The sequence below is a fragment of the Pseudomonas sp. PAMC25584 genome (assembly GCF_058135675.1).
Window position 1 is genome coordinate 1,464,323 of sequence record NZ_CM176870.1, and the last position, 25,878, is coordinate 1,490,200.

The following is a 25,878-nucleotide window of genomic DNA, read 5'->3' on the forward strand; positions in this document are numbered from 1 at the left end:
CGAATGGCGTGCTCGAAATGGATACCGACAGCTACACCTATCAGGTGCTGCACAATGCAGTCTATACGCTCGCCATGGGCGCCGTAGTTACAGCAAACATTGCCGGGTTCAACCCGGCAACATGCACAGCCGTCATACTTCCTACCCAGGCCGCAGCTAACAACTACTGCTACAGCGCTATGCCGTTTATGTCGGTAGGCGTCGGTTCGGTTGTTGTACGCTCAAAACACCCAAATGAGCCGGGCGCTATAGGATCAACAATACAGTTCAGGTTGCTTGTAATGAGGTTCAAAAATTGAATTTCGGTCTATCTGTTGTAAACGATGGAAGCTATGTACAGATAGACTCAGAGCAACCTAGGCTTTGTGCGCTGTACAGTGGAACGTATCAGGCATCCGGCAGTTCATCGGTGTCAGTGTCGTTCCCATCCGCCATAACCACGCCGGAGCCGCCGTGCGTATTCATTCAGAACAGCTCGGCTAGACCGAATGAGCTATACACGAGCATGACCATTAGCGGCGGTCCTGGTGCTTGGACTGGGTTTTCAATAACGTCCCTGAACATCGACTTCAGGCCAACAGGCAAGTGGTTTGCAGCGGTGTTCGCGTCAATCACTAAGGCCGATTATGGGCTCAGGATGTGGGGCGAAAATGGCGTGCTGATTTTCGACTCAGGGGCCGCTCCGGTGATCTTCACGAGAGCCAATAACTCATGGTCATATCAGGGTCAGGTAGTTCTAAATGCCACAGCACAGGCGTACTACTGGGCGAATGGATCTGTTGCGCCACTGCAATCTGATGAGTACTTTATGATCAATCCGTTTTCGCGAGGAATACTACAGAACCACACAAACTGGCTAACATCAGCTGTAAGGTTCAACTATTCAGAGAACAGGCTCCAGGTGTTTGGGGTTAGCGCTCTCTCACCATGGACAAATATCGGCGCACCCGGCGCGGTATTCGCCAGACTTCCCGGCACCTGATCGGGCACTCACCAATTGATCTACACCACCCGCTATGCGGGTATTTTTTCGCCTGGAGAAAGCCATGGCAAGACAAGAAATTATTCTCGGTACGCCGCCTACAGGTCTCGGTGGCGACACGCCCCGCGTGGCGAGCTCAAAGATAAATGCGATGACCTTGGAGATCTACCAGGGGATTGGCACGCCCGTTGCGCCGCTGCCATTGGAGCGTGGTGGAACAGGCGCAACGACGCAAGTTGGGGCGCAGAGTGCTTTGGGGCTACCGAAGGCATTTCGCGACAGCGTGAAAGCTGGCGAGGTACTAACAGTCGGTCATGCTGGGTGGAATGGCGGTATTGCTCAGGTTATGGGTAACGGGTCAGACTGTAATGCCCTTGTAACTGCAATGATATATGCCCTTAACGGTACATATACAAACGGGCCTCCAAATTTTTCGGGTAATGCTCTTTTCTTGAGGAATACAGTTCACGGTGCAGGGTATTTACACCAAGAAGCATACGGGATAACGCAATCTATTCGCGCCGAACGCATACAGGTTAACGGGGTTTGGGGTGCGTGGCGGGTAATGTATAACGACTTTAATGCGTTAAGTGATCCTGCCGCAATTGGCGGCGGGCTAATGTCGTCAACGGTTATCAATGGGTACTCTATTTTCAAGTATTCAAATGGCCTATTGTTTCTTTGCGGCCAAGCCGGGGAAAGCCTGCAACTACCGGCTAACAGTCAGAACGCAGTTTCAATAACCCTTCCAAACGCTGGATTCATCAACGTTAACTTTATGCAGCCCACTGCTATGGTTACGCCATATGTAGCATACGACCTTGTCGGGGCTCCACAGTGTATAATGGTAAGTCTTACGACCCTGCGGCTAACCATTGCCACCGGGACGACCTCACAAGCTTGTGCGCGAGCAATTAGCATATGGGGGCGATGGAAATGAAAATTAAACTTTGGGCCGATTTTATTGACGGGCCGCTAGAAGCATCGGTTAATGGTGATGTGCTCACTATTAACGGGGAGGAAATCGACTTGTCGGGCATCCCCGCAGGATACCGCTTGCCCGGTAGCGCAGTTGGGAATAAGTTTTTTGTAGAGACGGATTACATTGAACGTATTGACGGTGTTCTTAACTTTACTTTGCGTCTTCCTGTTCACTGGGATAGCCCTGAAGAGTTCCGCAACCCCGCCGAGCCAATCATTATCGATATTCAAAACGGAGTAGTTCCATTCCCCGACACTTCACCGCCAACGCCTGAAGTATTTGAACCAACCCCTTTGCCAGAGGAACCCGAAAATGGTGGATTTGAGCCAGCTTGAACCGATCAAGACGGCGCAGGATCTGGCGGACGAGGTCAGCCTCGACCAGGCCCTCGCATACCTGAAGGAGACCAACTGGCATGCCTTCGCCCTGCTTGAGGATGGCGCGCCCATCCCGGACGACATCAAAGAGGCACGCACAGCCGCCCGCGCAACCATCAATCGGTTGAGCCCTCCACCGGCGTCTTGAATTTCCGCCGAACACCACCACCCGCCACGTGCGGGTATTTTTTTGCCTGGAGAAAAGCAATGGCACGACTTTCCGAATCACTCGCCGGCGGCCGTAACGCGCTGGCGTTCCTCGACATGCTTGCCTGGTCCGAGGGCACCAGCACATCTCCGGCCACTGCCATGGATGGTTACGACGTGATCGTCACCGGCGCCGATCGTAAACCTGAGGTCTTCAAAGACTTCACAGATCACCCGTTCGCCAAGGGGCGCGCGTCGAAGGTCATCAACAGCAAGGGCCTGACGTCCAATGCTTCCGGCCGATACCAGCAGATGCTGAAGGACTGGCCGCACTACAAGGCGCTGCTCAAGCTGCCGGACTTCAGTCCGATCAGCCAAGACCTTCTGGCGCTGCAGCACATCCGCGAGTGCAGGACTTTGCCCGACGTGGTGGCCGGGCGGATCGAAACGGCTATCGCGAAGTGCCGGAACATCTGGGCCAGTCTGCCCGGCGCGGGATACGGGCAGCGCGAACACCGCCTGGAGGATCTGCTGGAGCAGTACCGGCTGGCGGGCGGGGTGATGTCGTGACGCCCGGGCAGATCCTGTCCGCGATCCTGCTGGCGATGGTCATCAGCTTTGGCGGTGCCTGGCAGGTGCAGGACTGGCGGATGGGCGAGAAGCTCGCCGAGCAGGCAGGCCTGCACAAGGATGACCTTGCGGCGATCAGCAATGCCGCCGCCGCTCAAACCCGCGCCGAGCAGGACAAGCACCTGGCCCTGGAGCAGCAGCTCGCCGGCCAGGACCAACAACACACCAGGGAATTATCCGATGCCCAACGCAACCAGGCTGTTCTGCGCGATCGCCTTGCCACTTCTGATGTTCGGCTGTCAGTCCTTCTCGACGCCGCGGATTCAGCCAGTGGCTGCAACGTGCCTGCCGCCCCCGGCGCCGTCGGCGTGGTTCATGGAGCCGCGCGAGCCCAACTTGACCCAGCGCATGCTCAACGAATTCTCGCCATCACCGGTGACGGCGATCAAGGACTGATCGCGCTGCGGGCGTGCCAGGCGTATGTCAGGGCGATCGCGCCTGATTCCGCTCCATCAGCAACCGCTGATTCTCCCTAAACAGGTGGTCGCGCTGTTCGACAACGGCCATCAGACCATTTATGCGACGGCCCATTTCTGAGGTTTCCTGATTGAGCCTGCCTGCGTCAGCAAGAGCCTTTTTAAGCTCGGTCTCGGCAATGGCTTTACCGGTGGCAAGCTCGTCGTTCATTTGCACCAGGCCCCGGACGTTGTCCCTGGCCTGGCGCAGTTGTAGATGAAGCGCGGCGATCTCGTCTTCGAGCAACGCCGCGTGATGCTTGTACATTTCCAGGGGCGATGGGAGGTCAAGCCACTCACAGGTTTCTTCATCGATGTGCATGGTGGGTAAATCCAAATACTGTATGTGCGTACAGTAATCGAGGTTTGATCGTTGCGCGATGTGAGGCGACGAGCTGTAGCTGGTTATGGTTTGGTGTTCGGTCGGCAGGACGCCGAAGGTGGGATTTGATGTGGGGAATTCTTCCCCAAAACGCAACCGTTTGGACCAATGTTTATTGGGGTTTAAAGAGTCGCAAAAGCTATCTATTTTCGTGGCTATTTTGTATCTCAAGGCCTTGATTATAAAGGCCTTGATCTATTTCTATGCGGCGTCCCAGGCTTTGATGCCGAAAAGGTGCAACGTTTTGCTTGATACGGTCAAGGAATTGCCCCCCTTTGGACCAATGAAAATGAAAGGTCTCGGATTATGCCACGACCAGCGGGTTTGGGTGCCGCTCGTCTCTAGCGTGTATTGCCCAGTGCGACTATTGTGCGAAAGCCATCGCACAGCATAGGCGGCTAATATGGCACTTCAAGGGTGAGTTGTTGCCTGATGTGCGTCGTTGCAAGTCGATTGTCCGGGAAACCCGCGTTATGCAAACCGCCTACACCGTTCTTATCCTGCTGATGTTGGTCAGCGTTTCGCGGCTGGTCTGGCGAGTCATTCCGCTGCCGTTACCCCTCGTGCAGATTGCCGCCGGGGCCTTGCTGGCCTGGCCCACGCTGGGGCTGCATGTCGCGCTGGACCCGGAGTTGTTCCTGTTTCTGTTCCTGCCGCCGCTGCTGTTCTCCGATGGCTGGCGCATGCCCAAGCGCGAATTGTGGCGCCTGCGCGGGCCGATTCTGACGCTGGCGGTAGGGCTGGTGCTGTTTACCGTGGTCGGCGCCGGCTACTTCATTCATTGGCTATTGCCTTCGATTCCGTTGCCGGTGGCCTTTGCCCTGGCGGCGGTGTTGTCGCCGACGGACGCCGTGGCGGTGTCGGCCATTTCCCAGAACCGTTTACCCACGCCCTTGATGCATATGCTCCAGGGCGAGGCCTTGATGAACGATGCCACGGGCCTGGTGACGTTCAAGTTCGCCCTGGTGGCAGCCTTGACCGGGGTGTTTTCCCTGGCGGATGCCAGCCTGACCTTTGTACTGGTGGCCATGGGCGGTCTGGCGGTTGGGATTGCGTTGAGCTGGCTGGTGGGGCGCCTGCGTGTCTGGATGATTGCGCGAGGGTGGGACGACCCGGCCACCCACGTTGTGTTCATGTTGCTGCTGCCGTTTGCCGCCTATGTTCTGGCCGAACGCCTGGGCGCATCGGGCATTCTCTCGGCGGTGGCGGCGGGCATGATGCAAAGCTGGCTGGACCTGCTGCCCCGCCAGACCAGCACGCGCTTGCTCAATCGCAGTGTGTGGTCGCTGCTGGAGTTTGCCTTCAATGGCTTGATTTTCCTGCTATTGGGTCTGCAACTGCCGGACATTATCAAGGCGGTGGTGAGTCATGAAACCACGCTGTGGCCGACCCTGCTGTATCGCTGCCTGGACGTGATCGCGATCTTCCTGGTGCTGTTGGTATTGCGGTTCATCTGGGTGCAAAGCATCTGGCGTCTGTCGGGTGTGCTCCGGCGCCTGCGTGGGAAAAGCGAGCTTACCCTGGTGCCGACGGCGCGCTCCTGCTGGCTGTTGACCGTTGGCGGCGTGCGCGGGGCGGTGACGTTGGCCGGTGTGATGTCGGTACCCTTGCTGCTGGCGCCGGGCGAGGCATTCCCGCAGCGCGATCTGTTGATCTTTATCGCGGCCGGGGTAATCCTGCTGTCGCTCGTTGCGGCGTGTATTGCGTTGCCGCTGCTGCTGCGCGGCATTGAAAAAAGCCCCGATGAAAAACATCACAATGAAGTGCGCGAGGCTTGGAAAAAGACCGCCGTGGCCGCGATCCATGCGCTTGAGGTCGAAGATCCTACCGAGAGCGCTCCCGCGGACGCCGCTCAGGCCGCACTGGCTACCGAGCTGAAGGCGCGACTGATGTCGGAATATCGGCATCAGTTGGATGTCTTTAACGACTCCGCCGAAGCCCAGGCGCTCGCGTTGCAGATGGACCAACTGGAGCGAAAACTGCGGCTCAAGGCCCTGCGCGCGCAGCGCTTGGAGTTGTATAGCCTGAGCCGTCATCACCGGATTGGGGATGACGTGTTGAGGGAAGTGTTGAGCGAGCTGGATATGAGTGAAGCGAACCTGGGATCGCCGAAGTAGGCAATTGGCTGTCGCTGCGCCCCATGCCCCCGACGCTGAGTGCGCAACGCCTTAAACGGTGCAGTCGAAGTCGGCATCACGAAAGCGTGGATGATGGATCACGGGTGGCATGGGCGCTGCTTGAGGGTAGGCTTTTTTGGCCCAGGTAATGTCTCCGTCACTCAGTGACCTGTTCTCGATGTGCTCCCGCTTTCCATCGGTCAGGTCCGGGCTGACGGCATAGTGCATGACCGATTCAGGGTCATAAGGCAGCAAGTCATAAGCGCTGCTCCGCGTCAGCGGCAGGATGTTGTCCTGTACCGCATACGGGTTGGTGGTGCCTCGGTAGGCCGCGTGGATATTTTCACGGTTCCAGGGGATGTTGGCATCGGGATGCTGGTGGGCGTGATGGGCGCCCAGCATGTGCCCGAATTCATGTATGACGATGTATTCGAAGCGGGGGTCGTTGTGATTCATGGGCAGGCTCATGGTCGGCATCCAAAACGGTATGTTTCGCGCATCGGTGCCTATGGATGAAGCGCCACCGTCACCGTCACCGCCGTCGCCCGGCGGGTTCTGTGCGATACGGATATCGCCTCGCTCGCCCGAGACAAAATCAAACTTCAAATTGATGTGGGGCAGCCAATGGCTGGCGGCTTTTTTGACGGCCAGCACGTATTTATCGTCCATTTCATACTCATACATGGCGATCGTGAGGGTCGTGTTTTGGGGCCAGTATTTGCCGGGTTCACCGACATTGCGCCGGCTTCTCGAAAGACTGTGCGTTGGCGTGGCGCTACCGGCGCTTTCGACAGGCGGCCGGAGCGTGCTAGGCGGATAAGAGGATTCAGGCGAGGGATTTATCATTGAACGTTTCCTGCGGCAGGTCGGGACGAGACAGTGGTTAATTCGTCCCAATTGCAGGAAAGTTCCCGGTGGTATTGAGTGAATACGTGAGCCTATGTTTATCCGCTGCGCGCGCTACGTCGGGTTGACCGGGGGGTACAGCCTTCTGATTGCTTGCTGGTCGCCCGCAGAAAGGGTGGTGTTTTTAGGGATGGCCTGCCCGTTGCGCCTCAATTCAGCCGGAATTTCATAATGCATCACGGACTGCGGATCGTATGGGCTGATCTGCAAGCCGGGTCGGTTGTCTGGCTCAAGGATGTGCTCGCGTACCATGGCTTCGCTGAAAGCGTCGCTGGTGTAGTAGTCATACACCTGGGGCCTGTCCCAATCCAGGGTGTTCTGCGGGTGCTGGTGCTCGTGCAATAACCCGAGGGCGTGGCCGAATTCGTGCAGGGCCGTACTGCGGAACTTCTTCGAGTCGTCCGTGCGGTCGAGGTGCATCGTGGGCTGATCTTCATCGATGTGCCTGGCCTGCGTGCCAATGGCGGACCAATTGCCCTTGAGCCCTTCATCGTCAGAAATACGAATATCGCCGGTCTTGCCATCGACGATATTGAAGCGCAGTGCCGGCGTGTGGTGGGCCCATTCGCGGATAGCGTCCACCACCAGCGCTTTGCTTTTTTCGTCCCTCAGGTCGAGCGCAACGGTGATCACGCCGTCCGGCCAGCGCTTGTCGCTGTCGGCGATGCCTCTTTTTGTTCGCCCGGCAGGTTCGGGAGGGGTGATGTCATTATTCGGGGACGGCTGATAAGCGGGGGCAAGGGCGAGGGACTGGCTGATTAGGCTCATAGGCGCTACTCGTCGGAGGTTTGCCTATAGGTGGTGAGCGAATGAGGAAGGTTCCCGCACTGTGTTGCACAGTGCGGAAGTTGAAGAGGTTACTTCCTGCGCTGAATGAAATCGCGAATCCGCTCAGCCGCTTCCACGCACTCCGCCAGCGGCGCAACCAATGCCATGCGCACGCGGCCGGCACCTGGATTGACACCGTCTACATCCCGCGACAGGTACGAACCTGGCACTACGGTCACGTGTTCTTGCACAAACAGATCGCGGCAGAAGGCGGCATCGTCACCGTCTACATTCGGCCACAGGTAGAAACCACCGTCGGGGGCTTGCACGTCGAGTACTGGCTTGAGGATCGCCAGCACGGCGTCGAATTTCTCGCGGTACAGGTCACGGTTGGCCAGGACGTGGGCTTCGTCCTGCCAGGCCGCAACGCTGGCCAGTTGGGTTTGCACCGGCATCGCGCAGCCGTGGTAGGTGCGGTACAGCAGGAAGGCCTTTAGGATGTCGGCGTCGCCGGCCACGAAACCGGAACGCAGGCCCGGCAGGTTGGAGCGCTTGGACAGGCTGTGGAACACGACGCAGCGCTTGAAGTCCTGGCGGCCCAGTTCGACGCAGGCGCTCAACAGACCCGGCGGTGGGCTTTGCTCGTCGAAGTACAGTTCGCTGTAGCACTCGTCGGCGGCAATCACGAAGTCATATTCGTCGGCCAGGGCGATGAGTTTCTTCAAGGTGTCGACCGGGATCAAGGCGCCGGTCGGGTTACCTGGGGAGCACAGGAACAGGATCTGGCAGCGTTTCCAGATGTCCGGCGTCACAGCGTCGAAGTCCGGGTTGAAACCGTTGGCGTCTAGGCACGGTAGGTAGTGCGGCTTGGCCCCGGCCAGGAACGCGGCACCTTCGTAGATCTGGTAGAACGGATTCGGGCTCACCACCAGTGCATCGTCACCGCGATTGACCACGGCTTGGGTGAAGGCGAACAGCGCCTCGCGGGTGCCGTTGACCGGCAGGATGTTGCGCGCCGGGTCCAGCCAGCCCTTGGGCACATTGAAGCGGCGTTCGCACCAGGCCGCGATGGCTTCGCGCAGCGCAGGAATGCCCAGGGTGGTCGGGTACACCGCCATCTGGTCGAGGTTATTGCTCAACGCCTCGGCGACGAATGTCGGTGATTTATGCTTGGGCTCGCCGATGGACAGCGCGATTGGGCGTTTGTCCGGGTTCGGCGTGACGCTGCCGAGCAGCGCGCGCAATTTTTCGAACGGGTAAGGCTGCAACTGGTTCAGGGCGTTGTTCATCGGTGGATCTCATGCAAGGCGTTAAAAACTGGGCGAGTATCAAATCGTCAGGCGCGTCAGTTCGACGCCGGGTTCCTGGGTCACGCTCAGTTGCTGGACGATTGCATCCTGCAGGCGGCGGCACAGCTCGGGGTCGGACAGCGGTTGGTTATCGGCATCGGTAATGAAGAACACGTCTTCCACGCGCTCGCCGAGGGTCGCAATCTTGGCGTTCTGCAGTGACAGGTCGAACTCCAGGAAAATCCCGCCGATCCGCGCCAGCAGGCCCGGGCGATCCGGTGCGCTGAGTTCCAGCACCGTCACCGGGCGCTGGGCGTCATTGGAAATGGTCACCTGCGGCGCAAACGCAAAATGCTTGAGCTGGCGCGGCACGCGGCGTTGGATGATGGTCGGGTAGTCATCCGGGTTGCGCAACGCTTCGGTCAGGCCTTCGCGGATCTTTTTCACCCGCGCCGGGTTATCGCCGATGGACTCGCCTTCGGTGTCGAGCACGATGTAGGTGTCGAGGGTGAACTGGCTGCTGGAGGTGATGACCCGGGCGTCGTGGATGTTCAGGTTGAGCTGGTCCATGGCCGCCACGGTCACGGCGAAGAAGTCATGCTGGTCGGGGGCGTAGATGAAAATCTGCGTGCCGCCTTCGAACTCGCGTTGGGTCGTCTCTTTGATCAGCACCAGCGGGCCGCCATCGGCCGGTTGCTGCAAGATCGCGTCGCTGTGCCAGGCCACATCGCCGGCGGTGTGGCGCAGGAAGTAATCGTCGCCCAGTTGCGACCACAATTGCTCGACGTCGTCTGGGTCGTTGCCGCCGCGCACCAGGATATCCAGGGCCGCGCTTTGGGTGCGGCGGATCTGTTCTTCGCGGTCCACCGGGTTTTCCAGGCCTCGGCGCAGGGCGCGCTTGGTCTCGGTGTACAACTGGCGCAGCAGGCTCGCGCGCCACGAGTTCCACAGTGTCGGGTTGGTGGCGTTGATATCGGAAACCGTCAGCACATACAGGTAGTCGAGGCGGGTCTCATCGCCGACGATCCCGGCGAAGTCGTGGATCACCTGTGGGTCGGACAAGTCCTTGCGTTGGGCGGTGGTCGACATCACCAGGTGGTTCTGCACCAGCCAGACAATCAGGCGGCTGTCCCACAACGGCAACTGGTGGCGCTGGCAGAACGCCTCGGCGTCGACCGCACCGACTTCCGAATGGTCACCGTGGCGGCCTTTGCCGATGTCATGGTACAGGCCGGCCAGGTAGATCAGTTCGGGCTTGGGCAGCTTGGCCATTAGCTTACTGGCCAGCGGGAACTTCTCTGAAACCTGGGAGTACTGCAGCTTACGCAGGTGCTTGATCAGGTTCAGGGTGTGGGCGTCCACGGTGTAGATGTGGAACAGGTCGTGCTGCATCTGCCCGACGATAAAGCCGAATTCCGGCAGGTAACGCCCGAGGATGCCGTAGCGGTTCATCCGCCGCAGGTTGCGGTGGATGCCGATCTTGCACTTGAACAGCTCGATAAACAGGCTGGTGTTACGGATGTCGTTGCGAAAGTCATCGTCGATCAGGTGACGGTTTTCGCGCAGCAGGCGAATCGTGTCGGCGCGCACGCCTTTGATTTCCGGCTGTTGGGCCATCAGCACGAAAACTTCCAGCATGGCGAACGGCGTGCGGCGGAACACGTTGTCGTTGCGCGCCTCGATATAGCCGTCATGCAGTTGGAAGCGCGCGTTGATCGGCTGCGGTGGCGCTTCGTCTTCCGGGGCCAGGATCACTTCTTCGAAGTGCTGCATGATCAGGTCGCTGAGCTGGGCAATGCTCATGACCACCCGGTAGTACTGCTGCATGAAACTTTCGATGCTGGTCTTCGCGTCTTCACCTTCGAAACCCAGCAGGGTGGCGATGGACCGCTGATGGTCGAACAGCAGGCGGTCTTCGGAACGCCCGGCGAGCATGTGCAGGGCGTAGCGCACTTTCCAGAGGAATTCCTGGGACGAGGCGAGCAGGGTGTTTTCGCTCTCCACCAGAAAGCCTTCACCGGCCAGGGCGCGCAGGTTCAGGGTGCCGTACTGGCGACGGGCGACCCACAAAATTGTCTGGATATCGCGCAGGCCACCGGGGGAGCCTTTGACGTTGGGTTCCAGGTTGTATTCGGTGTCGTTGTACTTGTGGTGCCGGGCTTTCTGCTCGGCGCGCTTGGCCAGGAAGAAGTGCTTGCTCGGCCACATTTGCGTGGTGCTGGTGACTTCGAGCATGCGCTGACGCAGACGCTCGGGGCCGGCGATGGTGCGGCTTTCCATCAGGTTGGTGATGACGGTGAGGTCGGCGCGGGCTTCTTCGGCGCATTCGGCCACCGAACGCACGCTCTGGCCGACTTCCAGGCCGATGTCCCACAGCAGGGTCAGAAAGCGCTCGATGGAATCGCGAAAGATCTCATGGTCGGCGCTGTCCAGCAGGATCAGCAGATCAATGTCGGAGTAGGGGTGCAGCTCACCCCGGCCGTAGCCGCCGACCGCCACCAGGGCGATATCGGCGTCTTCGCTCCAACTGAACTGTTCCCAGGCCTTTTGCAGGATGTTATCGACGAACCAGGCACGGTCCTCGATCAGCCGACGGATGTCCCGGCCACTGCGAAAGCGCTCGTCGAGCACCTCGCGGGCCTGGCGGATAGCCTTCTTGAAGGCGGCGATAGGGCTGGCCTTCAGCGCCAGTTCGGCCTGGAACTGGCCACGGTCGAAGAGTTCGGGGTCCACCTGGGGCATCGTTCGGCTTTCCTTTCTAGCTATCAGTCAGTCACAACACAGTTTGGGAAAACCAGGGCAGCCGTTACGCCGAAATGCGTGGGATTGTGTCGTCCGCGCGCAGGGTGAAGATTTCGTAGCCGGTGTCGGTGACCAGCAGGGTGTGTTCCCACTGGGCGGAGAGCTTGCGGTCCTTGGTGATGGCGGTCCAGCCGTCGCCCAGTACCTTGGTGTCAGCCTTGCCCTGGTTGATCATCGGCTCAATGGTGAAGGTCATGCCGGCTTTCAGTTCCATGCCCGTACCGGCACGGCCGTAATGCAGGATCTGCGGCTCTTCGTGGAACACCTTGCCGATGCCGTGGCCGCAGAACTCGCGAACCACCGAGAAGCCGTTCTTTTCAGCGTGCTTCTGGATCACTTCACCGATATCGCCCAGGCGGCAGCCGGGTTTGACGATTTCAATGGCCTTGTACATGCATTCCTGGGTCACCTGGGATAGGCGCTCGGCCCAGACCGGCACTGTGCCGACGTGGAACATGCGGCTGGTATCACCGTGGTAGCCGTCTTTGATGACCGTGACGTCGATGTTCAGGGTGTCGCCATCTTTCAGCGGCTTGTCGCCTGGAATCCCGTGGCAGACCACGTGATTGATCGAGGTGCAGATCGACTTGGGGAAGCCCTTGTAGTTCAGCGGGGCAGGGATAGCCTTTTGCACGTCGACTATATAGTCGTGGCAGATGCGGTCCAGTGTTTCGGTGGTGACGCCGGGCTTGACGTGTTCGGCAATCATTTCCAGCACGTCGGCCGCCAGTTTGCCGGCAACGCGCATGCCAGCGATGTCTTCGGCGGTTTTCAAGGTAACAGTCATACAGGCTCTCTCTAGCGCGAGGCGCTGAAATCAATACGGTTTACGGGTGTGCGGCAAAAGGTTACAGAATTCGCACAAGCCCCAAAAAACCTGATTCTACCAGACGCGGGCGGCAAATCATGAGCGTCTGGCCGTCGGTTGTCTCTATAAAGTGGGGTGATAGTGGCGCTATTCAAAGGGTTGCGCAAAAGTCGTTGGCGGCAAATGTGATTGCGGGTTTCGTTTTTGCCCTTCGTGTGGTATAAAATGCGCCGCTTTCCGGGGATACCCCGCAGAGCTTAAATCCACACACGTGTCGACACGATGACCTGGGTGCCGGAGGCCTTGATGCCGCTGGTTGGTCATTGGGATACGTGGAGGCCAAACCCGACTTATTAAGGAACTATCATGTCCCAAGTCAACATGCGCGATATGCTGAAGGCCGGTGTGCACTTCGGTCACCAAACCCGTTACTGGAACCCGAAAATGGGTAAATACATTTTCGGCGCACGTAACAAGATCCACATCATCAACCTTGAAAAAACCCTGCCAATGTTCAACGAAGCTCTGACTTTCGTAGAGCGCCTGGCCCAGGGCAAAAACAAGATTCTGTTCGTCGGCACCAAGCGTTCCGCTGGCAAGATCGTTGCTGAAGAAGCAGCACGTTGCGGTTCGCCGTACGTCGATCACCGCTGGTTGGGCGGCATGCTGACCAACTTCAAAACCATCCGTGCTTCCATCAAGCGTCTGCGTGACCTTGAAGTGCAAGCCGAAGACGGTACTTTCGCCAAGCTGACCAAGAAAGAGGCGCTGATGCGCACTCGCGACCTGGAAAAGCTCGATCGTTCCCTGGGTGGTATCAAGGACATGGGCGGCCTGCCTGACGCACTGTTCGTTATCGACGTTGATCACGAGCGCATCGCGATCACCGAAGCCAACAAACTGGGCATTCCTGTTATCGGCGTAGTCGATACCAACAGCAGCCCTGATGGCGTTGACTACATCATCCCAGGCAACGATGACGCCATCCGCGCTATCCAGTTGTACATGGGTTCGATGGCTGATGCTGTCATCCGTGGTCGCAACCACGTTGCTGGTGGTACCGAGCAGTTCGTTGAAGAAGCTCCGGTAGCCGCAGCTGAGTAATTGACGCCCTGGCGTTGACTCAGTAAGCAAAAAGGGGGCTTGGCCCCCTTTTTGCCCCCTCGAAAACCATTTGTCGGCAGCGCAGCTACATCATCTGTAACGTGCAGCGGCCTACAAGGGAGATTCGGGAAGAATTGATCGCCCGTTTGATCGGGTGGAATGGTTGAAAACCTATCCAAGAGGATTTTGAAATGGCAGAGATTACTGCAGCGTTGGTTAAAGAACTGCGTGAGCGTACCGGCGAAGGCATGATGGATTGCAAAAAGGCCTTGACCAAGGCCGGCGGCGACATCGAAAAAGCCATTGATGACATGCGTGCTTCGGGCGCCATCAAGGCTGCCAAGAAAGCAGGCAACGTAGCTGCTGAAGGTGCTATCGCTCTGGTTGAAGACGGTAAAGTCGCTGTTCTGCTGGAAGTGAACTCGCAGACCGACTTCCTGGCTCTGCAGGATGACTTCAAGGCATTCGTTGCTGCCAGCGTCAAGAAAGCATTCGACGACAAGCTGACCACTGTTGAGCCGCTGATCGCTGCTCAAGAAGCTGATCGCCTGGTTCTGGTCGGCAAGGTTGGCGAAAACGTCAACATCCGTCGCCTGGCTCGCATTGAAGGTGATGTTGTCGGCGGTTACCTGCACGGCAACAAAATCGGCGTTGTGGTTGCCCTTAAAGGCGGCAACGTTGAACTGGCCAAAGACATCGCTATGCACGTAGCGGCCAGCAACCCTGAATTCCTGCTGCCATCGGAAGTGTCTGCTGACGCAATCGAGCGCGAAAAAGCCGTGTTCCTGAGCCTCAACGCTGACAAGATCGCGGGCAAGCCAGAGAACATCGTTGAAAACATGATCAAAGGCCGTATCAGCAAGTTCCTGGCTGAAGCGAGCCTGGTTGAGCAGGCGTTCGTCAAGAACCCTGAAATCAAGGTTGGCGAACTGGCTAAGAAAGCCGGTGCTGAAATCGTTTCCTTCACCTACTACAAGGTAGGCGACGGTATCGAGAAGCCGGTCGACAACTTCGCTGAAGAAGTTGCTGCCCAGCTGGCTGCCGCCAAGCAATAAGACAGTTTTCAACTGTCGCCCGAAAGAGGCTGCCCGCTCACGCGCGCAGCCTCTTTTCAAATGGGAAGGTCGATTTTATTTGGCTTCCCCTCGGAACTGGCTTACAAAGCCGTGTTCCGATGGCGCTGTAGCAGCGTCCAGCTAGAGTGAACGCAAGCCGTAAACGGCTCGCCAAGAATTTTTAAAAATACGCCGCAGGAGAGATTCGCAATGGCTCAGCAGGGCAGTGGTTATCAGGCTCGCTATAAACGCATTCTACTCAAGCTTAGCGGCGAGGCCCTGATGGGCTCGGAAGAGTTCGGGATCGATCCCAAGGTGCTCGACCGCATGGCGCTGGAAGTCGGCCAATTGGTCGGCATCGGCGTACAGGTCGGCCTGGTGATTGGTGGTGGCAACCTGTTCCGCGGTGCAGCACTGAGTGCTGCGGGTATGGATCGGGTCACCGGCGACCACATGGGCATGCTGGCCACTGTGATGAATGCCCTGGCCATGCGCGATGCCCTGGAGCGTGCCAACATCTCGGCGATCGTGATGTCGGCTATTTCCATGGTGGGCGTGACCGATCACTATGATCGCCGCAAAGCCATGCGCCACCTGAACTCCAAAGACGTGGTCATCTTCGCTGCTGGTACGGGCAACCCGTTCTTCACTACCGATTCGGCCGCATGCCTGCGTGCGATTGAAATCGATGCGGACGTCGTGTTGAAAGCCACCAAAGTGGACGGCGTTTACACTGCAGATCCATTCAAAGACCCGCATGCCGAGAAGTTCGATCATCTGACCTACGATGAAGTGCTGGATCGCAAGCTGGGCGTGATGGACCTGACGGCAATTTGCCTGTGCCGCGACCACAAGATGCCGCTGCGCGTATTTAATATGAACAAGCCCGGTGCCCTGCTGAACATCGTACACGGCGGCGCGGAAGGGACTCTGATCGAGGAAGGCCAACAATGATCAACGAAATCAAGAAAGACGCTCAAGAGCGTATGCAGAAATCCCTGGACTCTCTGAACCATGCATTTGGTCAGATTCGTACCGGCAAGGCTCACCCAAGCATTCTGGGTAGCGTGATGGTGCCGTACTACGGCACGGACACCTCCATCACCCAAGTGGCCAATATCACCGTAAAAGACTCGCGCACCCTGCAAGTCGTAGCCTTTGAGCGCAACATGCTCGCGGCGGTCGACAAGGCGATTCAGAGCGCCGGCCTGAACCTCAACCCGACCAACCTGGGCGAGTTGCTGCTGATCTCCATGCCTGCCCTGACTGAAGAAACCCGCAAGGGCTTCACCAAGCAGGCGCGCAGCGCAGCGGAAGATGCACGTGTTGCCGTGCGCAACATCCGTCGCGATGCCCTGGGCGAGCTGAAGAAGCTGGTCAAGGACAAGGAAATCAGCGAAGACGAAGAGCGCCGTGCGGCGGCCGACATCCAGAAGCTGACCGACAAGGCCGAAGCTGATATCGATGCGGCCACCAAGCAAAAAGAAGCGGACTTGATGGCCGTATAAGGGTCAGGGCGCTTTCATGGAAAAGACCAAGCAGACTGTGCCCTCCGCGGTGCCGCGCCATGTCGCGATCATCATGGATGGGAATAATCGCTGGGCGAAAAAACGCTTTTTGCCCGGTGTCGCCGGGCACAAAGCGGGTGTCGATGCAGTGCGGGCAGTGATTGAGGTGTGCGCCGAGGCCAAGGTCGAAGTGTTGACCTTGTTCGCGTTCTCCAGTGAGAACTGGCAGCGTCCGGCCGAAGAAGTCAGTGCCTTGATGGATCTGTTCTTCAGGGCCTTGCGTCGTGAGGCCAAGCGCCTCAACGATAACAACATCACTTTGCGCATCATTGGTGATCGCTCGCGGTTCCATCCGGAGCTGCAAGCGGCCATGCGTGAGGCCGAGGCCATTACTGCTGGCAGTAACCGTTTTGTGCTGCAGATCGCCGCCAACTATGGTGGCCAGTGGGACATCGCCCAGGCTGCGCAACGGCTTGCCCGCGAAGTGCAGGCTGGCCATCTGCGGCCGGACGAAATCACGCCCGAACTGTTGCAAACCTGCCTGGTCACCGGTGATCTGCCGCTGCCGGACTTGTGCATCCGTACCGGTGGCGAGCACCGCATCAGTAATTTTCTGTTGTGGCAGTTGGCCTATACCGAGCTGTATTTCTCCGACCTGTTCTGGCCGGACTTCAAACACGATGCCATGCGTAACGCGCTGGCCGATTTCGCTTCCCGTCAGCGTCGCTTCGGTAAAACGAGCGAGCAGATCGAAGCTGGAGCCCGGGTTTAAATGCTTAAACAACGAATCATCACTGCACTGATTCTGCTGCCGATTGCCTTGTGTGGCTTTTTCCTGCTCGACGGTTCCGGCTTTGCGCTGTTCATCGGCCTGGTCGTAACACTCGGCGCCTGGGAATGGGCGCGCCTGGCGGGCTTCAGCGCCCAGTTGCCGCGCGTGGCGTATGCCGCCATCGTGGCCCTGTTGCTGTTTCTGATGTACATCCTCCCGGATCTCGCTCCTTGGGTGTTGGGCGCAGCGGTGTTGTGGTGGGCGTTGGCGACCTTCCTGGTGCTGACCTATCCGCGTACCAGTAGCCAGTGGTCCAGCGTTGCCTGCAAGCTGGTGATCGGTTTGTTGATTCTGCTGCCGGCCTGGCAAGGGCTGGTGGAAATCAAGCGCTTCCCGATCGGTAATGAGTTGATCCTGGCGGTGATGGTGTTGGTCTGGGGCGCCGATATTGGTGCCTACTTCTCCGGTCGTGCTTTGGGCAAGCGCAAGCTGGCGCCTGCGGTCAGTCCGGGAAAGAGCTGGGAGGGCGTATACGGCGGCCTGGCCTTGACCTTGGTGATCACGCTCGTGGTCGGGGTTGTGCGTGACTGGTCGGTGAAAGAGCTGTGCCTGGCCTTGCTGGGGACGGCCATCGTCGTGTTTATCTCGGTCGTGGGCGACCTCACCGAGAGCATGTTCAAGCGCCAGGCCGGAATCAAGGACAGCAGTAATCTGTTGCCGGGCCATGGCGGCGTGCTGGACCGTATCGACAGTCTGACCGCTGCGATCCCGATTTTTGCCGTGCTGTTGTGGATGGCTGCGTCGTGAGCCGCCTGCAGCAGGTCACCGTGCTGGGTGCGACCGGCTCGGTAGGGTTAAGCGCCCTGGATGTAATCGCTCGCCATCCGGAACGCTATCAAGTCTTCGCATTGACCGGTTTCTCTCGCCTGACTGAGCTGCTGGCGCTGTGCGTGCGCCATGCGCCGCGTTTTGCTGTAGTGCCTGGGGCCGTTGCTGCTCGGGGCTTGCAGGATGACCTGCGCGCCGCTGGCCTTGCCACTCAGGTGCTGGTAGGCGAGCAGGGCTTGTGCCAGGTGTCGGCCGATGCCGAGGTGGACGCTGTGGTGGCGGCCATTGTCGGGGCCGCTGGCTTGCGCCCGACCCTGGCCGCTGTCGATGCAGGCAAGAAAATCCTGCTGGCCAATAAAGAAGCGCTGGTCATGTCCGGCACGCTCTTTATGCAGGCTGTGCGCAAGAGTGGCGCGGTATTGCTGCCGCTCGACAGCGAGCACAACGCGATTTTCCAGTGTATGCCCGGTGATTTTGCCCGTGGCTTGAGCCAGGTCGGCGTGCGCCGGATTTTGCTGACAGCGTCCGGTGGGCCTTTCCGTAAAACTCCGTTGGCGGACTTGGAGCATGTGTCTCCGGATCAGGCGTGCGCTCATCCGAACTGGTCCATGGGGCGCAAGATCTCTGTGGATTCGGCCAGCATGATGAACAAGGGCCTGGAGTTGATCGAAGCCTGCTGGTTGTTCGATGCGCGGCCTGATCAGGTCGAGGTGGTGATTCACCCGCAAAGTGTGATTCATTCCCTGGTCGACTATGTGGATGGCTCGGTACTGGCGCAGTTGGGTAACCCCGATATGCGCACGCCGATCGCCAATGCCCTGGCCTGGCCTGAGCGGATTGACTCCGGTGTTGCACCGCTGGACCTGTTCGCTATTGCTCGCCTGGACTTCGAGGCGCCGGACGAGCAACGCTTTCCGTGCCTGCGTTTGGCGCGACAGGCCGCGGAGGCGGGTAACAGTGCGCCGGCGATGCTCAATGCGGCTAACGAAGTGGCTGTGGCAGCGTTTCTCGCACAGCGCATCCGCTTTCCGCAGATCGCGAGTATCATCGAGGATGTTCTGAGTCTTGAGCCCGTAGTGGCTGTGAATGATCTGGGGGCAGTGTTCGAGGCGGATGCCAAGGCCCGCGTCCTGGCCGAGCAATGGTTGGGCCGCAACGCGCGTTAGTCTGTGGGCGCGTTTGCGTCTTCAGGCACTGGATTGGAATGCGGAGAAATTAGATGAGTGCGCTTTACATGATTGTCGGCACCCTGGTTGCTCTGGGTGTGCTGGTTACCTTCCACGAATTCGGCCACTTCTGGGTGGCGCGTCGTTGCGGCGTCAAGGTACTGCGCTTTTCCGTCGGTTTCGGCATGCCGTTGCTGCGTTGGCACGACCGCCGCGGCACCGAGTTCGTGATCGCTGCCATTCCCTTGGGCGGCTACGTCAAGATGCTCGATGAGCGCGAAGGCGAAGTGCCGGCGGATCAACTGGACCAGTCCTTCAATCGTAAGACCGTTCGTCAGCGCATCGCTATTGTCGCCGCCGGCCCGATCGCCAATTTCCTGTTGGCCATGGTGTTCTTCTGGTTCCTGGCCATGCTCGGCAGCGAACAGATACGCCCGGTTATCGGTGCGGTTGAGGCGGACAGCATGGCGGCGAAGGCCGGATTGGTCGCCGGGCAGGAAATTGTTTCCATTGATGGCGAGCCAACCACGGGTTGGGGGGCGGTCAATTTGCAGTTGGTGCGTCGCCTGGGCGAAAGCGGCACTGTCAATGTCGTGGTGCGCGAGCAGGACTCCTCGTCCGAGACCCCGCGTGAACTGGCTCTCGACCATTGGCTCAAGGGTTCCGATGAGCCGGACCCGATCAAGTCCTTGGGGATTCGCCCATGGCGCCCGGCCTTGCCGCCGGTGCTCGCCGAGCTCGATCCGAAAGGCCCGGCCCAGGCCGCAGGCCTGAAAACTGGTGACCGCCTGCTGGCCCTCGATGGCCAGGCGCTGGGCGACTGGCAGCAAGTGGTCGACCTGGTGCGTGTACGGCCTGATACCAAGATTGTGCTGAAAGTTGAGCGTGATGGTGCTCAAATCGACGTTCCCGTGACCCTGGCTGTTCGCGGGGAGGCCAAGGCGGCCGGGGGTTACCTCGGTGCTGGCGTGAAAAGTCCGGAGTGGCCACCATCGATGGTGCGTGAGATCAGTTTCGGGCCGCTGGCAGCAATTGGCGAGGGTGCAAAGCGCACTTGGACCATGAGCGTGCTGACTCTCGAGTCGCTCAAGAAAATGTTGTTCGGCGAGCTCTCGGTAAAAAACTTGAGTGGGCCGATAACCATTGCTAAAGTGGCGGGCGCTTCTGCCCAGTCGGGTGTCGCGGATTTCCTGAATTTCCTGGCTTATCTGAGTATTAGCCTTGGGGTTCTGAATTTGTTGCCCATTCCAGTATTGGATGGGGGGCATCTGTTGTTTTATCTGGTCGAGTGGGTGCGTGGTCGCCCCTTGTCGGATCGGGTGCAGGGTTGGGGGATACAGATCGGTATCAGTTTGGTGGTCGGGGTGATGTTGTTAGCCCTGGTCAACGATCTGGGACGACTGTAACGCTTCGCTGAATTGCGAATCTGCCGCATTTTGCGGCAGTTTGTTTATTGCCAGTTGGAATAAGAAAGGACTTCATGAAACGTCTGCTGCTAACTGCGGTTCTCACCGTATTGATGATCGCCGAAGTTCACGCCGAGTCCTTCACTATCTCCGATATTCGCGTCAACGGCCTCCAGCGGGTTTCCGCGGGTAGCGTCTTTGGTGCCTTGCCGTTGAACGTCGGGGAACAGGCTGATGACCGTCGCCTGGTGGAATCCACTCGTGCGCTGTTCAAAACCGGGTTCTTTCAAGATATCCAACTGGGTCGCGAAGGCAACGTCCTGGTCATCACCGTCGTCGAGCGACCTTCCGTCGCCAGTATCGAGATCGAGGGTAACAAGGCGATCTCCACTGAAGACCTGATGAAGGGCCTCAAGCAATCCGGCCTGGCCGAGGGCGAGATCTTCCAGCGCGCCACCCTTGAGGGTGTGCGTAACGAACTGCAACGCCAGTACGTTGCCCAGGGCCGCTACTCCGCGACCGTGGAAACGGAAGTGGTTCCGCAGCCTCGTAACCGTGTCGGCCTCAAGGTCAACATCAACGAAGGCACCGTGGCGGCCATTCAGCACATCAACGTGGTGGGCAACACCAAGTTCGCTGATGAAGACCTGATTGGCCTGTTCGAGCTCAAGACCACCAACTGGTTGTCGTTCTTCAAGAACGACGACAAGTACGCCCGTGAAAAACTTTCCGGTGACCTGGAGCGTCTGCGTTCCTACTACCTGGACCGTGGCTATATCAACATGGATATCGCTTCGACCCAGGTGTCCATCACCCCTGACAAGAAGCACGTGTACATCACCGTCAACGTCAACGAGGGTGAGAAGTACAAGGTCCGCGACGTCAAACTCAGCGGCGACTTGAAAGTGCCTGAAGACCAGGTCAAGTCCCTGCTGCTGGTGCAGAAAGACCAGGTGTTCTCGCGCAAGCTGATGACCACTACGTCCGAACTGATCACCCGTCGCCTGGGTAACGAAGGCTATACCTTCGCCAACGTCAACGGCGTGCCGACCCCGCATGATGATGACCACACCGTGGACATCACCTTTGTGGTCGACCCAGGCAAGCGTGCCTATGTGAACCGCATCAACTTCCGTGGCAACACCAAGTCTGCGGACGAAGTGCTGCGTCGTGAAATGCGTCAGATGGAAGGTGGCTGGGCGTCTACTTACCTGATCGACCAGTCCAAGACCCGTCTTGAGCGCTTGGGCTTCTTCAAGGAAGTCAACGTCGAAACCCCGGCCGTACCGGGCGTGGACGACCAGGTTGACGTGAACTACGCCGTCGAAGAGCAAGCCTCTGGCTCGATCACCGCCAGCGTCGGTTTCGCACAGAGTGCCGGCCTGATCCTCGGTGGTTCGATCACCCAGAACAACTTCCTCGGTACCGGTAACAAGGTTTCCATCGGCCTGACCCGCAGCCAATACCAGAGCCGCTATAACTTCGGTTATGTCGACCCCTACTGGACCGCTGACGGTGTGAGCCTGGGCTACAACGCCTTCTATCGCACTACCGACTACAAAGACCTCGACGTTAACGTTGCGAGCTATGCGATCGACAGCCTGGGTGCGGGCGTCAACATCGGTTACCCGATCAGTGAGACCTCGCGTCTGACCTTCGGCCTGACCGCGCAACAGGATAAGATCAAGACCGGTGTGTACACCGTGGATGAGATCTTCGACTTCACCCGACGTGAAGGCGACCAGTTCCTGAACTTCAAGGCGTCTGCCGGCTGGTCCGAGTCGACCCTGAACAAAGGCGTACTGGCCACCCGTGGTCACTCCCAGAGCCTGACCCTGGAAGCCACCACGCCGGGCAGCGACCTGTCGTTCTTCAAGCTCGACTACCGTGGCCAGTTGTTCCAACCGCTGAGCGACAACTACACCATGCGCCTGCACACTGAGCTGGGCTATGGTGACGGTTATGGTTCGACCAGCGGCTTGCCGTTCTACGAGAACTACTATGCGGGTGGTTTCAACTCCGTCCGCGGCTTCAAGGACAGCACCTTGGGACCTCGTGGTACCCCTAGCCGTGGCGCTGGCGTGACGGGTAACACCGGAACCGTGGCGGACACGGACACTAGCGCGCTGCCATTCGGTGGTAACGTGCTGATCCAGGGCGGTGCGGAGATCCTTTTCCCACTGCCGTTCGTGAAAGATCAGCGGTCCCTGCGTACTTCGGTTTTCTGGGATGTGGGTAACGTATTCGACTCCAAGTGCGATCAGGTCACTAACCCGACTGGCGTGAAGTCCAATACTCAGTGTAACGAAGTAAGCCTCAGCAACCTGGCGAGCTCCGTAGGTGTTGGCGTGACGTGGGTGACTGCGCTCGGTCCGTTGAGCTTTGCTCTGGCCATGCCGATCAAGAAACCGGATAACGCTGAAACCCAGATTTTCCAATTCTCCCTCGGCCAGACGTTCTAAGCGTCTGACCCAAGATAACGACAACGGATTCTGTAGGAGTACATCGTGCGTAAGTTGACTCAATTGGTTCTGCTGGCAACTGTGCTGGTAACCACCCCGGCCTTCGCCGAGATGAAAATCGCCGTCCTGAACTATCAGATGGCCCTGCTGGAGTCCGATGCGGCCAAGAAGTACGCGGTGGATGCCGAGAAGAAATTTGGTCCGCAACTGACCAAGCTCAAAACGTTGGAAAGCAGTGCCAAGGGCATCCAGGATCGTCTGGTAGCCGGCGGCGACAAGATGCAGCAAGGCGAGCGCGAGCGCCTGGAGCTTGAATTCAAGCAAAAGGCCCGTGACTACCAGTTCCAGTCCAAGGAGCTGAACGAAGCCAAGGCTGTTGCTGACCGCGAAATGCTCAAGCAGCTCAAGCCGAAACTCGACAGCGCTGTGGAAGAAGTCATCAAGAAAGGTGCCTTTGACCTGGTGTTCGAGCGCGGCGCCGTGATTGACGTCAAGCCTCAATACGACATCACCCGCCAGGTGATCGAGCGCATGAACCAGCTGAAGTAAGCCATGACCGCGATTATCAAGCTCGGCGAGTTGGCCGAGTTCCTGGGAGCCACCTTGCGTGGTTCCCCGGAGAAAGAAATCACTGGGCTAGCCACCTTGCAGGAGGCTGGCCCATCTCAGTTGAGCTTCCTCGCAAATCCCCAATACCGTAAATACCTGGCCGACAGCCAAGCCGCAGCCCTGCTGCTGAAGGCTGCCGACGCCGAGGGTTACGCCGGGGATGCGCTGGTGGTGCCTGATCCGTACCTCGCCTACGCGCGGGTATCCCACCTGTTCGATCCGAAACCCAAGGCAGCTGGAGGAATCCATCCGTCGGCGGTCATCGCCGATGATGCCCAGGTTGACCCTGCGGCGAGCATTGGCGCTTTTGCCGTGATCGAAAGTGGCGCGCGCATTGCCGCCGGCGTCACCCTAGGCGCTCACTGCTTTGTTGGTGCGCGCTGTGAAATCGGTGCCGATGGCTGGCTGGCGCCTCGTGTGACCCTGTACCACGACGTGCGTATCGGGCAGCGCGTGGTCATTCAGTCGGGCGCGGTGATTGGTGGGGAAGGCTTCGGTTTTGCCAATTCGAAAGGTGTCTGGCACAAGATTGCCCAGGTCGGCGGCGTATTGATCGGCGACGATGTGGAAATCGGCGTCAATACCGCTGTTGATCGCGGGGCTTTGGCCGATACCGTGATCGGTAATGGCGTGAAGCTCGATAACCAGATCCAGATTGCCCACAACGTACAGATTGGCGATCACACCGCCATGGCGGCCTGCGTAGGCATATCCGGCAGCACCAAGATCGGCAAGCATTGCATGCTCGCCGGTGGCGTAGGGCTGGTGGGCCATATCGATATTTGCGACAACGTCTTCATCACTGGCATGACCATGGTCACCCACTCGATTACCGAGCCTGGTGCCTATTCTTCCGGTACCGCCATGCAGCCTGCGGCTGAATGGCGCAAGAGTGCGGCGCGTTTGAGACACATCGACGACATGGCTCGACGTCTCAAGCAGCTGGAAAAGCGTGTTGGGGACGTGACCCCTGGCGGTAATGCTTCATCAGAAGGCTGATACCATTTCCATATCAAGTGTGCACAGCCGCTAGACTGCCTCCTTGATTTGCTAGCGGGGCGTGCGTTTAGTCGCCCGCCCCCAATCTTTATTACAGGCTTCCCCCCGAAATGATGGACATCAACGAGATTCGCGAATACCTGCCTCACCGTTACCCGTTCCTGCTGGTGGATCGTGTAGTGGACCTGAATGTTGAGGAAAAGCGCATTCGTGCCTACAAGAATGTCAGCATCAACGAACCGTTCTTCAATGGCCACTTTCCCGCGCATCCCATCATGCCGGGCGTGTTGATCATCGAAGCAATGGCCCAGGCTGCCGGTATCCTTGGTTTCAAAATGCTCGACCTCAAGCCTGCCGACGGCACGCTTTACTATTTCGTGGGCTCCGACAAGTTGCGTTTCCGCAACCCGGTCACCCCGGGTGACCAGTTGATCCTGGAAGCCAAGTTCATCAGTTGTAAGCGCCAGATCTGGAAGTTCGAATGCCAGGCCTCGGTGGATGGCAAGCCAGTGTGCTCCGCCGAAATCATCTGCGCGGAACGCAAACTATGAGTTTGATTGACCCTCGCGCAATCATCGATCCGTCGGCCGTACTGGCCGCCGACGTTGAGGTCGGCCCTTGGTCGATCGTCGGCGCAGGTGTGGAAATCGGCGAGGGGACTGTCATCGGGCCGCACGTGATCCTCAAGGGACCGACCCGCATTGGCAAACACAATCGCATCTACCAGTTTTCCTCGGTAGGTGAAGACACCCCCGACATGAAGTACAAGGGTGAAGAAACGCGCTTGGTAATCGGTGATCACAACATCATTCGTGAAGGCGTGACCATTCACCGTGGCACCGTGCAGGACCGTGCCGAGACCACGCTGGGTGATCACAACCTGGTCATGGCCTACGCGCACATCGGCCATGACAGCGTGATCGGCAACCACTGTATCCTGGTCAACAACACCGCGTTGGCAGGCCATGTACACGTTGACGATTGGGCGATCCTGTCCGGTTTCACCCTGGTGCATCAGTACTGCCACATCGGCGCCCATAGTTTTTCCGGCATGGGCACTGCCATCGGTAAGGATGTCCCGGCGTTCGTCACGGTTTTCGGTAACCCTGCCGAAGCCCGCAGCATGAACTTCGAAGGCATGCGCCGTCGTGGTTTCAGCGAAGACGCGATCCACGCCCTGCGCCGCGCCTACAAGGTGGTTTACCGCCAGGGCCTGACGGTTGAGCAAGCGTTGACTGAACTGACCGAGCCGGCAGCATTGTTCCCGGAAGTCGCGGTGTTCCGTGACTCGGTCCAGGCGTCGACTCGCGGCATCACTCGCTGA

The 25,878-nt window shown here is 58.6% G+C and carries 26 protein-coding genes; 20 read left to right on the forward strand and 6 right to left on the reverse strand.

Annotation, left to right across the window (positions count from 1 at the left end; translation table 11 throughout):
* Positions 1–17: 17 nt before the first annotated feature.
* The 6 genes from ACS5Q8_RS06720 to ACS5Q8_RS06745 all read left to right on the forward strand — a co-directional run bounded on the left by ACS5Q8_RS06720 (position 18) and on the right by ACS5Q8_RS06745 (position 3,594).
* Entirely contained in the window at positions 18–299 is a 282-nt protein-coding gene (locus ACS5Q8_RS06720) for a hypothetical protein (RefSeq protein WP_046382996.1), read from the forward strand.
* A 747-nt stretch (positions 300–1,046) separates the two neighbouring features.
* The gene (locus ACS5Q8_RS06725; RefSeq protein WP_465159986.1) at positions 1,047–1,922 is read left to right on the forward strand and encodes a pyocin knob domain-containing protein; all 876 of its coding nucleotides are present in this window, start codon (positions 1,047–1,049) and stop codon (positions 1,920–1,922) included.
* Positions 1,919–2,299 carry a hypothetical protein gene (locus ACS5Q8_RS06730; protein WP_465159987.1) on the forward strand — a complete coding sequence of 127 codons (381 nt, stop codon included), beginning with the start codon at positions 1,919–1,921 and terminating at the stop codon, positions 2,297–2,299. The genes ACS5Q8_RS06725 and ACS5Q8_RS06730 overlap by 4 nt, the downstream gene beginning before the upstream one ends.
* Entirely contained in the window at positions 2,277–2,489 is a 213-nt protein-coding gene (locus tag ACS5Q8_RS06735) for a hypothetical protein (RefSeq protein ID WP_465159988.1), read from the forward strand. The genes ACS5Q8_RS06730 and ACS5Q8_RS06735 overlap by 23 nt, the downstream gene beginning before the upstream one ends.
* A 59-nt stretch (positions 2,490–2,548) precedes the next feature.
* Positions 2,549–3,058, forward strand: coding sequence for a glycoside hydrolase family 24 protein (locus ACS5Q8_RS06740; protein ID WP_465159989.1), 510 nt, complete (start codon positions 2,549–2,551; stop codon positions 3,056–3,058).
* Complete coding sequence (locus ACS5Q8_RS06745) at positions 3,055–3,594, forward strand: lysis system i-spanin subunit Rz (RefSeq protein WP_465159990.1); 540 nt, start codon at positions 3,055–3,057, stop codon at positions 3,592–3,594. The genes ACS5Q8_RS06740 and ACS5Q8_RS06745 overlap by 4 nt, the downstream gene beginning before the upstream one ends.
* Here ACS5Q8_RS06745 and ACS5Q8_RS06750 read toward each other — a convergent pair.
* The gene (locus ACS5Q8_RS06750) at positions 3,542–3,895 is read right to left on the reverse strand and encodes a hypothetical protein (RefSeq protein WP_465159991.1); all 354 of its coding nucleotides are present in this window, start codon (positions 3,893–3,895) and stop codon (positions 3,542–3,544) included. The two genes, ACS5Q8_RS06745 and ACS5Q8_RS06750, sit on opposite strands and share 53 nt — an antisense overlap.
* A 533-nt stretch (positions 3,896–4,428) precedes the next feature.
* Between ACS5Q8_RS06750 and ACS5Q8_RS06755 the strand changes: the two genes are divergently transcribed.
* Entirely contained in the window at positions 4,429–6,072 is a 1,644-nt protein-coding gene (locus tag ACS5Q8_RS06755) for a Na+/H+ antiporter (protein ID WP_276196842.1), read from the forward strand.
* A gap of 51 nt (positions 6,073–6,123) precedes the next feature.
* On the opposite strand, the gene ACS5Q8_RS06760 is transcribed toward ACS5Q8_RS06755, so the two are convergent.
* The 5 genes from ACS5Q8_RS06760 to map all read right to left on the reverse strand — a co-directional run bounded on the left by ACS5Q8_RS06760 (position 6,124) and on the right by map (position 12,624).
* Positions 6,124–6,918 carry a M12 family metallopeptidase gene (locus tag ACS5Q8_RS06760; RefSeq protein ID WP_489990330.1) on the reverse strand — a complete coding sequence of 265 codons (795 nt, stop codon included), beginning with the start codon at positions 6,916–6,918 and terminating at the stop codon, positions 6,124–6,126.
* 114 nt (positions 6,919–7,032) lie between these two features.
* Positions 7,033–7,746 carry a M12 family metallopeptidase gene (locus ACS5Q8_RS06765; RefSeq protein WP_443700201.1) on the reverse strand — a complete coding sequence of 238 codons (714 nt, stop codon included), beginning with the start codon at positions 7,744–7,746 and terminating at the stop codon, positions 7,033–7,035.
* A gap of 89 nt (positions 7,747–7,835) precedes the next feature.
* Complete coding sequence (gene dapC / locus ACS5Q8_RS06770) at positions 7,836–9,035, reverse strand: succinyldiaminopimelate transaminase (RefSeq protein ID WP_465159993.1); 1,200 nt, start codon at positions 9,033–9,035, stop codon at positions 7,836–7,838.
* A 39-nt stretch (positions 9,036–9,074) separates the two neighbouring features.
* Positions 9,075–11,777 carry a [protein-PII] uridylyltransferase gene (locus tag ACS5Q8_RS06775; RefSeq protein ID WP_426099568.1) on the reverse strand — a complete coding sequence of 901 codons (2,703 nt, stop codon included), beginning with the start codon at positions 11,775–11,777 and terminating at the stop codon, positions 9,075–9,077.
* Positions 11,778–11,841: 64 nt separating this feature from the next.
* Positions 11,842–12,624: a type I methionyl aminopeptidase gene (gene map, locus ACS5Q8_RS06780; protein ID WP_017844739.1), complete on the reverse strand. Its 783-nt coding sequence runs from the start codon at positions 12,622–12,624 to the stop codon at positions 11,842–11,844.
* A 387-nt stretch (positions 12,625–13,011) separates the two neighbouring features.
* On the opposite strand from map, the gene rpsB reads away from it, so the two are divergent.
* From rpsB to lpxA, 13 genes are all read left to right on the forward strand, one after another.
* Positions 13,012–13,749 (forward strand): 30S ribosomal protein S2, encoded by a 738-nt coding sequence (gene rpsB, locus ACS5Q8_RS06785; protein WP_048719953.1) that lies wholly within the window; start codon positions 13,012–13,014, stop codon positions 13,747–13,749.
* 191 nt (positions 13,750–13,940) lie between these two features.
* Positions 13,941–14,804, forward strand: coding sequence for a translation elongation factor Ts (tsf, locus tag ACS5Q8_RS06790; RefSeq protein WP_247399514.1), 864 nt, complete (start codon positions 13,941–13,943; stop codon positions 14,802–14,804).
* 210 nt (positions 14,805–15,014) lie between these two features.
* Positions 15,015–15,758, forward strand: coding sequence for a UMP kinase (pyrH, locus tag ACS5Q8_RS06795; protein ID WP_095077480.1), 744 nt, complete (start codon positions 15,015–15,017; stop codon positions 15,756–15,758).
* Positions 15,755–16,312: a ribosome recycling factor gene (frr, locus tag ACS5Q8_RS06800; protein WP_276196847.1), complete on the forward strand. Its 558-nt coding sequence runs from the start codon at positions 15,755–15,757 to the stop codon at positions 16,310–16,312. Before pyrH ends, frr begins: the two co-directional genes overlap by 4 nt.
* Before the next feature lie 16 nt (positions 16,313–16,328).
* Entirely contained in the window at positions 16,329–17,084 is a 756-nt protein-coding gene (gene uppS, locus ACS5Q8_RS06805) for a polyprenyl diphosphate synthase (RefSeq protein WP_276196848.1), read from the forward strand.
* Positions 17,085–17,891 carry a phosphatidate cytidylyltransferase gene (locus ACS5Q8_RS06810; protein ID WP_276196849.1) on the forward strand — a complete coding sequence of 269 codons (807 nt, stop codon included), beginning with the start codon at positions 17,085–17,087 and terminating at the stop codon, positions 17,889–17,891. It abuts the gene before it with no gap.
* The gene (gene ispC, locus ACS5Q8_RS06815) at positions 17,888–19,078 is read left to right on the forward strand and encodes a 1-deoxy-D-xylulose-5-phosphate reductoisomerase (protein ID WP_276196850.1); all 1,191 of its coding nucleotides are present in this window, start codon (positions 17,888–17,890) and stop codon (positions 19,076–19,078) included. The genes ACS5Q8_RS06810 and ispC overlap by 4 nt, the downstream gene beginning before the upstream one ends.
* A gap of 53 nt (positions 19,079–19,131) precedes the next feature.
* Complete coding sequence (rseP, locus tag ACS5Q8_RS06820) at positions 19,132–20,484, forward strand: sigma E protease regulator RseP (RefSeq protein ID WP_276196851.1); 1,353 nt, start codon at positions 19,132–19,134, stop codon at positions 20,482–20,484.
* Positions 20,485–20,558: 74 nt separating this feature from the next.
* Complete coding sequence (bamA, locus tag ACS5Q8_RS06825; protein ID WP_276196852.1) at positions 20,559–22,946, forward strand: outer membrane protein assembly factor BamA; 2,388 nt, start codon at positions 20,559–20,561, stop codon at positions 22,944–22,946.
* A 45-nt stretch (positions 22,947–22,991) separates the two neighbouring features.
* Entirely contained in the window at positions 22,992–23,495 is a 504-nt protein-coding gene (locus ACS5Q8_RS06830) for an OmpH/Skp family outer membrane protein (RefSeq protein WP_003172279.1), read from the forward strand.
* 3 nt (positions 23,496–23,498) lie between these two features.
* Positions 23,499–24,554 (forward strand): UDP-3-O-(3-hydroxymyristoyl)glucosamine N-acyltransferase, encoded by a 1,056-nt coding sequence (gene lpxD / locus ACS5Q8_RS06835; RefSeq protein WP_276196853.1) that lies wholly within the window; start codon positions 23,499–23,501, stop codon positions 24,552–24,554.
* A 110-nt stretch (positions 24,555–24,664) separates the two neighbouring features.
* On the forward strand, positions 24,665–25,105 hold the full coding sequence (fabZ, locus tag ACS5Q8_RS06840) for a 3-hydroxyacyl-ACP dehydratase FabZ (RefSeq protein WP_003172281.1): 441 nt from the start codon (positions 24,665–24,667) through the stop codon (positions 25,103–25,105).
* On the forward strand, positions 25,102–25,878 hold the full coding sequence (gene lpxA, locus ACS5Q8_RS06845; RefSeq protein WP_247403883.1) for an acyl-ACP--UDP-N-acetylglucosamine O-acyltransferase: 777 nt from the start codon (positions 25,102–25,104) through the stop codon (positions 25,876–25,878). The genes fabZ and lpxA overlap by 4 nt, the downstream gene beginning before the upstream one ends.

Excerpts from the sequence above, each read along its gene's own strand:
- frr (WP_276196847.1), top strand. The coding sequence starts at position 15,755 with ATGATCAACGAAATCAAGAAAGACGCTCAAGAGCGTATGCAGAAATCC.
- tsf (WP_247399514.1), top strand. The coding sequence starts at position 13,941 with ATGGCAGAGATTACTGCAGCGTTGGTTAAAGAACTGCGTGAGCGTACC.
- fabZ (WP_003172281.1), top strand. The coding sequence starts at position 24,665 with ATGATGGACATCAACGAGATTCGCGAATACCTGCCTCACCGTTACCCG.
- ACS5Q8_RS06775 (WP_426099568.1), bottom strand. The coding sequence starts at position 11,777 with ATGCCCCAGGTGGACCCCGAACTCTTCGACCGTGGCCAGTTCCAGGCC.
- ACS5Q8_RS06755 (WP_276196842.1), top strand. The coding sequence starts at position 4,429 with ATGCAAACCGCCTACACCGTTCTTATCCTGCTGATGTTGGTCAGCGTT.
- ACS5Q8_RS06730 (WP_465159987.1), top strand. The coding sequence starts at position 1,919 with ATGAAAATTAAACTTTGGGCCGATTTTATTGACGGGCCGCTAGAAGCA.
- bamA (WP_276196852.1), top strand. The coding sequence starts at position 20,559 with ATGAAACGTCTGCTGCTAACTGCGGTTCTCACCGTATTGATGATCGCC.
- lpxA (WP_247403883.1), top strand. The coding sequence starts at position 25,102 with ATGAGTTTGATTGACCCTCGCGCAATCATCGATCCGTCGGCCGTACTG.
- ACS5Q8_RS06810 (WP_276196849.1), top strand. The coding sequence starts at position 17,085 with ATGCTTAAACAACGAATCATCACTGCACTGATTCTGCTGCCGATTGCC.
- pyrH (WP_095077480.1), top strand. The coding sequence starts at position 15,015 with ATGGCTCAGCAGGGCAGTGGTTATCAGGCTCGCTATAAACGCATTCTA.
- dapC (WP_465159993.1), bottom strand. The coding sequence starts at position 9,035 with ATGAACAACGCCCTGAACCAGTTGCAGCCTTACCCGTTCGAAAAATTG.
- ACS5Q8_RS06765 (WP_443700201.1), bottom strand. The coding sequence starts at position 7,746 with ATGAGCCTAATCAGCCAGTCCCTCGCCCTTGCCCCCGCTTATCAGCCG.
- ACS5Q8_RS06760 (WP_489990330.1), bottom strand. The coding sequence starts at position 6,918 with ATGATAAATCCCTCGCCTGAATCCTCTTATCCGCCTAGCACGCTCCGG.
- map (WP_017844739.1), bottom strand. The coding sequence starts at position 12,624 with ATGACTGTTACCTTGAAAACCGCCGAAGACATCGCTGGCATGCGCGTT.
- lpxD (WP_276196853.1), top strand. The coding sequence starts at position 23,499 with ATGACCGCGATTATCAAGCTCGGCGAGTTGGCCGAGTTCCTGGGAGCC.
- ACS5Q8_RS06720 (WP_046382996.1), top strand. The coding sequence starts at position 18 with ATGGATACCGACAGCTACACCTATCAGGTGCTGCACAATGCAGTCTAT.
- uppS (WP_276196848.1), top strand. The coding sequence starts at position 16,329 with ATGGAAAAGACCAAGCAGACTGTGCCCTCCGCGGTGCCGCGCCATGTC.
- ACS5Q8_RS06740 (WP_465159989.1), top strand. The coding sequence starts at position 2,549 with ATGGCACGACTTTCCGAATCACTCGCCGGCGGCCGTAACGCGCTGGCG.
- rpsB (WP_048719953.1), top strand. The coding sequence starts at position 13,012 with ATGTCCCAAGTCAACATGCGCGATATGCTGAAGGCCGGTGTGCACTTC.
- ACS5Q8_RS06735 (WP_465159988.1), top strand. The coding sequence starts at position 2,277 with ATGGTGGATTTGAGCCAGCTTGAACCGATCAAGACGGCGCAGGATCTG.
- ACS5Q8_RS06750 (WP_465159991.1), bottom strand. The coding sequence starts at position 3,895 with ATGCACATCGATGAAGAAACCTGTGAGTGGCTTGACCTCCCATCGCCC.
- rseP (WP_276196851.1), top strand. The coding sequence starts at position 19,132 with ATGAGTGCGCTTTACATGATTGTCGGCACCCTGGTTGCTCTGGGTGTG.
- ACS5Q8_RS06725 (WP_465159986.1), top strand. The coding sequence starts at position 1,047 with ATGGCAAGACAAGAAATTATTCTCGGTACGCCGCCTACAGGTCTCGGT.